Genomic DNA, 11,517 nt, shown 5'->3' on the forward strand with positions numbered 1-11,517 from the left:
GTACCTTGGTCGGGAGAAGAGGCAACAAATTACGCTTCTCCGGGCATAAATTGGAGAAGCCAGCTGCTGGCGGCAGGGCTCTCAGCCCGATTAAAACAAGTTATTTCAGAACGGTTATGTTAGCCATGCGGCTCGCTGGCGGCGGCTCCCTATCTTTAAGGCCTTCAACTCTGAAAAATGCGAGAAGCCGTTTTTTTGCGCCAGAACCAGGAGCGCTGGCAGCAGTACGAGCAGCCAGCCGCGGGCCCCGATGAGCTGGCGGCCCGTTTCGTGGCCCTCACCGACGACCTGGCCTACGCCCAGACGTTCTACCCCGGCTCCCCCACCACCTCCTACCTCAACGGCCTGACTGGCAAGCTACACCAGCGCCTCTACGCCAACAAGCGCGAGGGGCGCGGACGTTTTGCCCGGTTTTGGGCCGTGGAGCTGCCGCTGGTGGTAGCGCGGCACCATCACACGCTCGCCGTTACGGCAGTACTCTTTGCAATTTTCACATTCGTCGGCGCCTTGTCGGCAGCCTACGACGACTCCTTCGTCCGGGTGATAATGGGCGACAGCTACGTGAACCAGACCATCGAAAACATCCGCAAGGGTGACCCGATGGCCGTGTACAAGAAGGAGAACGAAACCCTGATGTTTCTGGGCATTACGGCCAACAACATTTTCGTGGCCCTCAACATCTTCGCCCTCGGGGCCACTCTGGGCGTGGGCACCCTCGTGCAGATGTTCCGCACGGGCCTGATGCTGGGCTCGTTCCAATACTTTTTCTACCACTACCACGTGTTGCGCACGTCGGTGCTCACCATCTGGATTCACGGCACGCTGGAAATTTCGGCCGTTATCGTGGCTGGGGCGGCGGGCTTCGTTATGGCGCGGGGGCTGCTGTTTCCGGGTACCTACGGCCGGGGCGAGGCCTTCCGCCAATCGGCCCGCGATGGCCTGAAGATGGCCATTGGCTTGGTGCCCATTTTTGTGATAGCGGGTTTTCTGGAAGGGTTCGTAACGCGTCACACCGAAATGCCACTGGCGGCTAGCTTGGCCATCATCGGCAGCTCGGCGGCATTTATCGGCTGGTATTTCATCCTTTACCCCATCCGGCTGACGCGGCGGCTGGGAGCGGATAAGGTAGGGGCTGCAGAGCTAGCAATGGACAATTAATACCGACGACTCCATGTCCCCCATTCAAAAAAAACCAACCTTCACTCGGGAGGCCGATTTTCGTCGGGAGCGTGACTTCGGCGCTAAAATCGGGGCTACTTTCGAGTTTGTGGCGGCGCAGTTCAAGCCCCTGTTCCAATGCGTGGCCTACTTCGTGCTACCGGCCGCGCTGGTGGGCGGTATCGGCATTGGGCTGTTTATGAGCAACATGCTGGGAATGATACCCCAAATGGGTCAGCGTACGGGTAGCGCGACTACTATCAGCCGGGGTTATTCTGGCACTGACGCTTTTTCGGCCAGCTCCGTTGTGGGCGTGGGCCTAGCTTCCATCGGTTTTCTGGTAGCGTTTCTGCTATTGTCGGGCACGGTCTACGGCTTTGTGCGGGTACGCATGAGCACCCCGCCCGATGAGGTAGTACAGCCCGCCCAAGTTTGGGCTTTCGTGTGGAGTCGCCTCGGCCGTATAGTACGGGCTTGGCTGCTGTTGGGGGTGGTGATGCTGGTAGGTACGGGCGTCGTAGCCGGGTGCCTGGCGCTGCTCGGGCCGGGCTTCGTGTTCCTCATTTTCTTCCCCATGATGTGGGCCATCGTGTGCCTTACCCTTTATTTCCCAATTCTTTGGATAGAAGACGGCGGCGTGGTGGCGGCCCTGGGGCGGGCCTTCTATCTGATAAAGGGCAAGTGGTGGTCGACTTTGGGTTTATATATAATCATGTCGTTCATTACCAGCACAATAAACTACGTTTTTATTATCCCTTTCTACGGACTGATGGCCGCGCGCGTCATGCTCAAGGTACCCGGTTTCGACTCGGAAATCCTGAGCGTAGTAACCATGAGTATCTATGTACTGGGGTGGGTTTTTACGGCCGTGCTACCGTTGTTGGCCATGCTGTTTCAATACTTCAACCTCGTGGAGCGCAAAGAAGGCCTGGGCCTGCGCCTGCTGGTCGACTCGCTGGGGCAAGGCCCGCCACAGGTAAGCAGCACTACCTACCAGCCTGACGAAGAAGGCGAATATTGATGAACAGCCGGTTGTCGATTTTTATCAATTATTCAACGCCTACTTTGTTATTGCCACCCTACCGTTTGCTATTAACTACTCAGCCCTACTTACTTGCTATTCCTCTTGCGCGAACTCCTGGCTAAGCTGAAAAATGCAGGTAAGTGGCAGCACCCTGTCCGGCGGGTGCTACTGGCCCTATGCCTGGTAGTGGCTGGGGCGCACTCCGGAGCGCAGGCTCAATCCAGCCCGCCTTTCAGCCTAGTGAAGGACGAGGCCAGCGCGCATCCTCACCCCCTGCCGCCCGACCGTACCACTGCCCTACCCGACCGCCGGGCCGACGCCGCTCGCCTGCGCGAGCTGGCCGCGCAGCGCGAGTTCCGCTACGTGGAACCCGATGCCAGTACCGATGCCTGGGATGCCTTTTGGGCACGGATCTGGCGCTGGCTCGCACGCGTGTTGGGCACCCGCACCGGCCAGTCAGCATGGAATCTTACCTGGAAATACGGCACCTATGCTGTAGTGCTCGGCCTCCTGGTTTTCGCGGTGCTGAAGCTGCTGAAAGTAGACATCACCGGCGCGTTTGGCCGCTCGGCGCGGCGCAGGCAGCTGGCTTACGACACGGCTACGGAAAATATTCACGAAGTAGATTTTCCCATTCGCATTGCCGAAGCCGAGGAAGCCGGCAACTTCCGCCTGGCCACTCGCCTGGGCTATCTCGAAGTGCTAAAGCACCTCACCGACCGCGGCCTCATCCGCTGGCAGGCCGATAAAACCAATCACACCTACTTGACCGAGCTGCCCGCTGGCTCGCTGCACGAGGCCTTCCGCAATGCGACCCGGCAATTCGAGTATGTGTGGTACGGCGAATTGCGGCTGAATACGAGCCTCTATCAGCAGGCACGGGCTGGCCAACGGGCCGTAACGGCGCAACTGACCGGCATGCGGAGCACGCCCCCCGCTACCGCTGCTTTTTCTAACGCCTTGCCCGTCTGATGCCCCAGCTTACCACCTTTCGCCTGTACCTGCTGGGAATCGCGCTGCTGTTTGCGGGCTACGTCACGCTGGAATACAATCGGCCCAAGCCCCTGGACTGGTCGCCGACCTACACCAATAAGGACAAGATTCCCTATGGCACCTATGTGCTGTACGACCAGCTTCCGCGCCTGCTCGGCACCGACTCCATTGAGGCTGTGCGGCTGCCCGTGTACAGCCAGCTCACCGGCTTGAGCCTGGACGACATCAGCGAAGAAGCCCCCCCCCTTAACGACGACGATACCACAGAAACGGATTCCACCGCCACCGACGTGGCTTCTACTGACTCCAGCGCTACGACAGAGGGCGATGAACCTGACAACGAGGATATGACAGACAGCACGACCATGGCTGAAATCAGCGAAACGGCGCAAGCTGACTCTACTATTGCCGACGCCGACGAGGAAGAGTATACTGGTGACGACGAGGACAGCGACGACAACTCTACTATTCCCCTCCGCGATGCCCGGGCAAACTACGTATTCATCAACCAAAACTTTGAGCTCAGTCGCCTTGATGCCCGGGCTTTACTTCAATTTGTGGCTCGTGGCAATGATGCCTTTGTGGCGACCCAGGAATTGAGAGGCTACCGCGGCCTGCTGCGCGACAGCCTGGGCTTCAACTTACTGGAAATAGACCTTACCACTCACAAAGGGTCCAAAGGCTTGCCCGTTGTTGATTCGGTGGAGGTGCACTTTACCAATCCAGCACTGGCCCATGCCCGCATTCGCCTGCCTGGCAGTAGTGCCGGGCAGCGTATTGTGGTCGATTCGGGCCGCGTGGGGCGCACGCTGGCCACCGACGCCCGGAACCGGGCCATATTTGTGCGGCTCGATTATGGCCGGGGCCACTTTTACCTCTGCACCACACCAGTGGCTTTCACCAACTACTACTTGCTGAAACCCACTACAACTGCCTTTGCCGCCGCAGCCCTGGCTTACCTACCCGCCCGCCAAACCTGGTGGGACGAGTACCAGAAGCAGGGCCCCATAGGCGAGCAGTCAGTGCTGCGCGTCCTGTTCGCGCACGATGCCCTGCGCCTGGCCTATTACCTCAGCCTGGCGGGTGGGCTGCTGTTTGTGCTGGTTGCGGCGCGGCGGCGCCAGCGCATTATCCCTACCATCAAGCCTTTGCCTAATACCACGCTGCTTTTCACGCGCACCGTAGCTAGTCTCTACCGCCAGGGCAGCACCCACTCCCTCATCGCGGAGAAAAAAGTGGCCCTGTTCCTGGACTACCTGCGCACCCGTTTCCAGGAAATGAGCCCCGACTTAGGCGATGAAGCATTTCGCGAGCGGCTCAGCCAGAAGTCCGGGGTGCCTCGCCCCCGCGTGGATGAGCTGCTGCGCCTCGTGAATTTTGCCCGCACGGCCCCGCAGATGACCGACCAGCAACTGCTGATACTGAGCAAGGCGCTGGCTGATTTTCGCCACGAAGCTGGTCGTTGATGATAATTGCACTGAACTCAGAAACCCAGTTTTTAGTAAATAGTATTATTCCGCAAATAGGCCTCTAAAGCGCTCAAAAACGTGTTTTTAGGTCAATCTTCCCACCTGCTTCGCGCCAAACTTACCGCCCTGCCGGACCCGCTCATTTTATGGAAAACGACCACCTCGACACGCTGCCCGAACCGACTACTCCCGGGTCCGCTTCAGACGGCAACTTAAGCCCGGAAGCCCCTAGTGTCGCACCTTCCGCGGTAGAAGTGCCGGCTGCGGCCGAGCCCTCTTTCGCCCCGCGCACCGACTTTGCCCACCTGACGGCCCAAACCGAGGCTGTCCGCACGGAAATCGGCAAAATCATTGTCGGCCAGCAAGACTTGCTGGAACTGCTGCTTACGGCCATACTCGCCGATGGCCACGTGCTGCTCGAAGGCGTGCCGGGCGTAGCCAAAACGCTCATGGCCAAGCTACTGGCTCGTACGCTGGAAGTCCCATTCAGCCGCATTCAGTTCACGCCCGATTTGATGCCTTCGGACGTACTGGGCACCTCGGTTTTTCGGCAGAATAAGTCGGAGTTCGAGTTTCGGCCCGGTCCCATCTTCGCTAGCGTAGTGCTGATTGACGAAATTAACCGTGCCCCCGCCAAGACGCAATCAGCTCTGTTTGAGGTCATGGAGGAGCGCACCGTGACGCAGGACGGCACCGCCTACCCTATGACGGAGCCCTTCCTGGTGCTCGCCACCCAAAACCCGGTGGAGCAGGAAGGCACCTACCGCCTGCCGGAGGCCCAGCTCGACCGCTTCCTGTTTAAGCTGCACGTGGGCTACCCCACCCTCGCCGAGGAAGTCCAGATTCTGAGCGGCCACCACGCCGGCCTGGGCAGCACCCACCTCGATGCCGTCCGGCCCATTCTTTCGGCCACCGACCTGCACGCCCTGCGCCAACAAGTGCGTCAGCAGCGCGTAGAGGCCAATATCCTGGAATACATCGCCAAGCTTGTGGGCCAGACCCGCGCCCATAAATCCTTGTATCTGGGCGCCTCGCCCCGCGCCTCACTGGCTCTGCTCAACGGGGCCAAAGCGCTGGCCGCCCTACGCGGCCGCGACTTCGTGACGCCTGAGGACGTGCAGTTCTTGGCACCCAGCGTGTTGCGCCACCGCATCATGCTCACGCCCGAACGCGAAATGGAAGGCGGCACCCCGGATGAGGTGGTAAAGCAGATTATGCAGGCAATTGAGGTGCCGCGGTAGAACGAGTTGCCGGAGAGTAAGCCACGCATTTTCAACTTTTAATCCTCAGTTTTCAACTTTCCATTGAGCCTATTTCTCACCCCGCGCTTCTTCATCGCCTTGGCTTTATTGGTCATGGGCTTCGTGGTGGCCTTTTTTCTGCCGTGGCTGCTTGGGCCCATGCGCATCGCGCTGGGGGTGTTTGTCGTGCTGGCCTTGCTCGATGCGCTGCTGCTTTATGCCCCCGCCAAGAACAAGACTGCGCCCGTGTTTGGCCGCCGCGTGCTAGGCGAAAAGCTGGCTAATGGCTCCCAAAATGACATTCAGATTTACCTCGAAAACAATTACCGCTTCCTTATTCAAACCGAGACGATTGATGAAATCCCACATCAGTTTCAGCGGCGCGACGTCCTATTCAAGACTGCTGTGAAGCCGGGGGAAACCCAGATTATTAACTACCAGCTGCGGCCCACCAAGCGCGGCGAGTACGAGTTTGGTGCGCTGAATATCTACGCCGCCTCGCCGCTGGGACTGGTGCGGCGCCGCTTTCGCTACGAGCAGGGCAAGGTGGTACCGGTGTACCCCTCGTTTTTGCAGATGCGGCAATACGAGCTGCTGGCCATTCACAATCGCCTCACGGAGGTGGGCGTGAAGCGCATCCGCCGAGTGGGCCACAGCCTGGAGTTCGAGCAAATCCGGCCCTACGTACCCGGCGACGACCCGCGCAGCATCAACTGGAAAGCCACGGCCCGCCGCGCCGGCACCGGCGCTACCGATGAGCTGGTGGTGAACCATTTCCAGGACGAGCGGGCCCAGCAAGTGTACTGCCTCATCGACAAAGGCCGGGTGATGCGCATGCCCTTCGACGGCCTTAGCCTGCTCGACTACGCCATCAACGCCACACTAGTGATGAGCAACATTGCCCTGCTCAAGCACGACAAAGCTGGACTGCTCACCTTCTCAAACCGCCCCGGCGCCACCCTGGCCGCCGACCGCCGTCCCGGCCACCTGCTGAAGCTGCTGGAAATTCTTTACCGTCAGAAAACCAAGTACCTCGAAACTGATTTCGAGCTGCTCTACGCCACCGTGCGGGCCCGCGTGAAGCAGCGCAGCCTGCTGATTTTGTTCACCAACTTCGAAACGCTGCACGGCATGCAGCGGCAGCTGCCCTACCTGCGCCGCATGGCCAAAGACCATTTGCTGCTGGTCATCTTTTTCGAGAATACCGAGCTGCGCGAATACCTGGACGCCCCCGCCGCGAGCACCGAAGACGTATACAACCAGACCATCGCGGAGAAATTTGCCCAGGAAAAGCGGCAAATTGTGCTCGAATTACAGCGCTACGGCATCTACTCGCTGCTGACGGCGCCCAAGGATTTGACGGTGAATACGGTTAATAAATACTTGGAATTCAAAGCCAGAGGATTGATATGAGGAGATTGCAAGCCGGATACGCGGGGCTGTTTTGGGTGATAATGACCCTTTGGACTACCAGCCAGCTGTTGGCCCAACCCGTGCATTCACTCCTGCCCCTGCCCGCCGAGATGCGCTGGGGCCAAGGCCGCCTGAACCTGAAAACCCCGCTGAAGCTCCAGCTAGACAATTCGCCCGACCCCGCGGTGGGTGCGGCAGCCCGCCGCTTGCTCACGCGGCTGCAGGGCCCGACCGAGCCCGCCACCGGCCCGCTACTCCAGATTCGCTACGGCCAAACGGGCCGGCCCGAGAAATTCGACGAGGAGCGCTACAGCCTGCGCGTAACGCCGATGGGCGTGAGCATCGACGCCCCCACCAGTCTGGGCGCGTTACGGGCGCTGGCCACGCTCGAGCAGCTGCCCATCACCGAAAAGCGGCAGCGCTACCTACCCGAAGTCGACATCGTGGACCAGCCGCGCTTTGCCTGGCGGGGGCTGCTGATTGACGCGGCGCGGCACTTCATGCCCGTTGCCGTCATCAAGCGCAACCTCGACGGCATGGCCGCCGTGAAGCTGAACGTGCTGCACTGGCACCTGACCGACGACCAGGGCTTTCGGGTGGAAAGCAAGGTGTTGCCGCGCCTGCACCAGGTAGGTGGCGCCGATGGCTTTTATACCCAGGCCCAGGTCAGGGAAGTCCTTGCCTACGCGGCGGCGCGGGGCATCCGAGTGGTGCCGGAGTTTGACGTGCCGGGCCACGCCACCAGCTGGATTGCGGCCTATCCGCGGCTGGCTTCCAACGACTCGGTGTATGCCGTAGCACAAAAGTGGGGGGTGCTGAATATTGCCCTGGACCCTACCCGGGAAACCACTTATTCACTGCTCGATTCGCTGTTTACGGAGATGACGGCGCTGTTTCCCGACCCGTATTTCCACATTGGCGGCGATGAGAACGACGGCCGGCAGTGGCGGCGGAACCCACGCATTGCGGCCTACATGAAGGCCCACAAGATGCTGAAGGCCGACGGCAAAACCGTGGATAAACACCAGCTCCAGACCTATTTCAACCGGCGCGTGCTGGCCATGGTCCAGAAGCGCGGCAAGATAATGGTGGGCTGGGATGAAATACTGGGCCCTGATTTGCCCCAGGCGGCCGTTATCCAAAGCTGGCGCGGCAAAAAAGGCCTGAATGATGCCGCCAAGCTCGGCCACCCGGTGCTGCTCTCCAACGGCTATTACATTGATTTGAATTACAGCGCCGCCAGCCACTACGATGCCGACCCGCTGCCGGCCGATACGCCCCTTAGCGCCGCGGAGCAAAAGCTGGTGCTGGGTGGCGAGGCCACAATGTGGGCCGAATTTGCTGATTCTGTCATAGTAGACTCGCGCATCTGGCCCCGGGCCGCCGCCGTGGCCGAACGACTATGGTCGCCGCAAGCTGCCACCCAGAACGTGCCCGATATGTACCACCGGCTGGCTGCAGTTTCCGCCGGATTGGAAACCCTGGGCCTGCGCCACCGCCGGGCCCCCGAAATGCTGCTCCGGCAATTGGCCGGCGCGGCCGATGTGGCCCCTCTGCGCACGTTGGCCGAAGTGATAGAGCCCGTAAAAGAATACAAACGCCACTTCCAAGGCTTTGCCTACACCACCCAAACGCCCTTGAACCGGCTGGTTGACGCGGCCCCGGCCGAGTCGGAAGTGGCCCGGCGCTTCGGCCTTTTGGTGGATAGCGTGCTTGCGGCGGGCCCGGCCGCGCCGGGCCGCTCGGCTGCTGTGGCCCGGCAATTCGCGGCTTTGCGCGTGCAGCTGCTGCAATGGCAAAGCAACGATACCCGCCTCCAACCAGTAATGGCCCTGCACCCGACTTTGCGCGAATATCGCCCGCTTTCCGTGCAGCTCGAAGCCATTGCCACCGTGCTACTAGAGCGCCTCACCCAATTGCAAACCAAGCAGTCTCCCTCCGCCGAATGGCTGACGACTGCCAAAGCCACGCTCGACATCGTGCAGAAGCCAGTCGGCCAAGCTGAGCTGGCCATTATGCCGGCCGCTCGCAGGCTGATTGGTAGCTAGCACGCTATCTTTTTATTCTGGCTCCTGTTTTGGTTAATTTTCCCGCACCGCGCCTGTTTTTGCTACGGCTAAGCTTGCTGCTGGCACTGGCGCCATTCCTGCTGCTGACCGCCTTCAACCAGCCATTTTTTGATGATTTCCGCAACGCCTATTGGGCGCGAGCCTACGGCATTTGGGGAGTGCAAAGCTGGCTGTACCAAACCTGGACCGGGCGTTTTCCCACCACATTCCTCATGACGGTGCTGAACCCAGTCTGCTACGGCTGGCTGGGGGGCGTAAAGCTGGTTGCTGCCGTGCTGTTCGTAGCGCAATGGGCCAGCATTGCTCACTGCTTGCGGGCATTGCTTCAGACAGCGCTACGAGGAGCATGCTCCTGGAGCACGGCCATTTGGCTGGCAGGACTGATACTGGCGCTGTTCTGCAATGCCGCGCCGGTGCCGTTCTCCTTTTTGTACTGGTTTTGCGGGGCAGTAGCCTATCAAATTCCCCTGATTGGCTTGCTGAACTTCGTAGCGCTGGCCCTGCGGGCTGGCTGGGGACCGGCTCCGAAGCAATGGCTATCCGCCGGGTTAGCGTGCGGCCCGCTGGTGCTGGCCTTGGCCGGCAACGAGCTCACGCTGGTGCAGGCACTACCGGTGCTGGCCGCGCTGGGGCACTTTTTACCACACGCCGCCCGCCCCAAATTCTGGTTATGGCTGACGGTGGGCGGCATCGTCACTACTGTGGCGGTGGTAGCTCCCGGCAACTGGGCCCGCGCCACCGCCATGGCTCCTAACGACCCGCTCCACGCCTACCGCTGGCTAGTTTTAGGACCGCGCACGGCTTATTCTCTGATACTTTTCCTCGTGAAGCCCATGATTAGCCTGAGCCTGCTCGCCGCCGCTATTGCCGGGTTATGGCTGGGTTTCCGGAATAGCGGAGCAGCCGGAGTGGCCCGGTTAGAGCGTCGGCAATGGTGGGTGGTGCTCCTTGGATTTGGCGTATTAAATGCCATTGGTTTCTTGTTATTTCGCTACCTGATTGTCGGGCCTCCATTGATGCGGGCGCAGAATGAAATCCTGCTGGTGATGTTGATTTCAGTGGCTGCGCTAGGGTGGCTAGTGGCCCAACAGCTACCGGCATTGGCTACTTGGGGGCCTTTTTTGCACCGATACGGCGGCTTGTTTGCCGTGCTGTTGGCGGGCCTGTTTGCAGTTGGGCACGTGCCCGAAGCGTGGCGTGAGCTATGCAGCAGTGCGGCCCTATTCGACACGCAGATGCAGGCCCGGTTTGCCGCGTTGCGCGCCGCCCATAGCGTTGGGCAACCGGTGGTAGTACTTCCCCCTTTGCGCGTGCCCTATGGCCGGGTGCTCATTCCGCTACGTCAATTCAGCCGCGACATCGAGTTTGATATCGACCTCACCCCCGGCTGCGAAGGCAACATTAACGGCGTGATGGAGCGCTATTTTGAGGTGCCGGACGTGTGCTGCCGCCCAACGGCTCCGCCCCTGCCGGTGCCAAAATAACGACGCCTAAACCCAGCTATTTTCGTCAGGACAGGTTATCTTGCCAGTATGCAAGCAGAAATTACCCAAGCCCTGGCCGCCCTCAACTTCACCGCTATTGATTTCGAAACCGCTAATGAGCAACGGGCCAGCGCCTGCGCCGTGGGCGTGGTGCGGGTACGCAGCGGCCAGATTGTCGATACCTACCAGACGCTCCTGCGCCCCCGTGTGCTGCGCGTCGACTGGCGCAACTACCAGGTACACGGCATCGCCGAAACTGATTTGCACGAGGCCCCTACTATTGCCGAAGTGTGGCATGAATTGCATCCCTACCTGCACCGTCAGCCGGTAGTGGCCCACAATTCGGCGTTCGACGTGAGCGTGCTCGAATACACCCTGCGCGACCACGACCTGCCCATCCCCACTTTCCATTCCCTGTGCTCGGTGAAGCTGAGCAAAGTGGCCTGGCCCCACCTGGAGCGCCACAAACTCGACCACGTAGCGGGCCATTTTGGCATTCCCCTCAATCACCACGACGCCCTTTCTGACGCCCGCGCCTGCGCCGAAATCACCGTCCGCGCCCTGCAGTCCGGCACTGAACTGCCCATGTGCTTTAAGCAACGCGAGCTAACGGCAGGCCTGGCGCGACGAGCGGCGCAGGTAGCCCCGCGCTAGTAAACCAGCATT

9 protein-coding genes are annotated in these 11,517 nt (G+C 60.3%); all 9 read left to right on the forward strand.

Annotation, left to right across the window (positions count from 1 at the left end; translation table 11 throughout):
- The first annotated feature begins 177 nt into the window (after nt 1–177).
- The 9 genes from WX88_RS14850 to WX88_RS14890 all read left to right on the forward strand — a co-directional run bounded on the left by WX88_RS14850 (nt 178) and on the right by WX88_RS14890 (nt 11,505).
- On the forward strand, nt 178–1,158 hold the full coding sequence (locus WX88_RS14850; RefSeq protein WP_046245177.1) for a stage II sporulation protein M: 981 nt from the start codon (nt 178–180) through the stop codon (nt 1,156–1,158).
- Between the two features lie 13 nt (nt 1,159–1,171).
- The gene (locus WX88_RS14855; RefSeq protein WP_046245178.1) at nt 1,172–2,179 is read left to right on the forward strand and encodes a hypothetical protein; all 1,008 of its coding nucleotides are present in this window, start codon (nt 1,172–1,174) and stop codon (nt 2,177–2,179) included.
- 105 nt (nt 2,180–2,284) lie between these two features.
- The gene (locus WX88_RS27730) at nt 2,285–3,154 is read left to right on the forward strand and encodes a DUF4129 domain-containing protein (RefSeq protein ID WP_197076802.1); all 870 of its coding nucleotides are present in this window, start codon (nt 2,285–2,287) and stop codon (nt 3,152–3,154) included.
- A complete protein-coding gene (locus WX88_RS14865; RefSeq protein WP_046245179.1) occupies nt 3,154–4,641 on the forward strand; it encodes a DUF4350 domain-containing protein in 1,488 nt (495 codons plus the stop codon). The genes WX88_RS27730 and WX88_RS14865 overlap by 1 nt, the downstream gene beginning before the upstream one ends.
- A gap of 149 nt (nt 4,642–4,790) precedes the next feature.
- The gene (locus WX88_RS14870) at nt 4,791–5,885 is read left to right on the forward strand and encodes an AAA family ATPase (RefSeq protein ID WP_082116051.1); all 1,095 of its coding nucleotides are present in this window, start codon (nt 4,791–4,793) and stop codon (nt 5,883–5,885) included.
- 114 nt (nt 5,886–5,999) lie between these two features.
- The gene (locus WX88_RS14875) at nt 6,000–7,298 is read left to right on the forward strand and encodes a DUF58 domain-containing protein (protein WP_082116057.1); all 1,299 of its coding nucleotides are present in this window, start codon (nt 6,000–6,002) and stop codon (nt 7,296–7,298) included.
- 41 nt (nt 7,299–7,339) lie between these two features.
- Nucleotides 7,340–9,346 carry a beta-N-acetylhexosaminidase gene (locus WX88_RS14880; protein WP_046245180.1) on the forward strand — a complete coding sequence of 669 codons (2,007 nt, stop codon included), beginning with the start codon at nt 7,340–7,342 and terminating at the stop codon, nt 9,344–9,346.
- Between the two features lie 29 nt (nt 9,347–9,375).
- Entirely contained in the window at nt 9,376–10,851 is a 1,476-nt protein-coding gene (locus tag WX88_RS14885; RefSeq protein WP_046245181.1) for a DUF6056 family protein, read from the forward strand.
- 48 nt (nt 10,852–10,899) lie between these two features.
- Entirely contained in the window at nt 10,900–11,505 is a 606-nt protein-coding gene (locus WX88_RS14890) for a 3'-5' exonuclease (RefSeq protein WP_046245182.1), read from the forward strand.
- The last annotated feature ends 12 nt before the right edge of the window (nt 11,506–11,517 follow it).

Origin of the sequence: Hymenobacter terrenus (genome assembly GCF_000972495.1) — a bacterium.
GTDB classification, from domain to species: Bacteria; Bacteroidota; Bacteroidia; order Cytophagales; family Hymenobacteraceae; genus Hymenobacter; species Hymenobacter terrenus.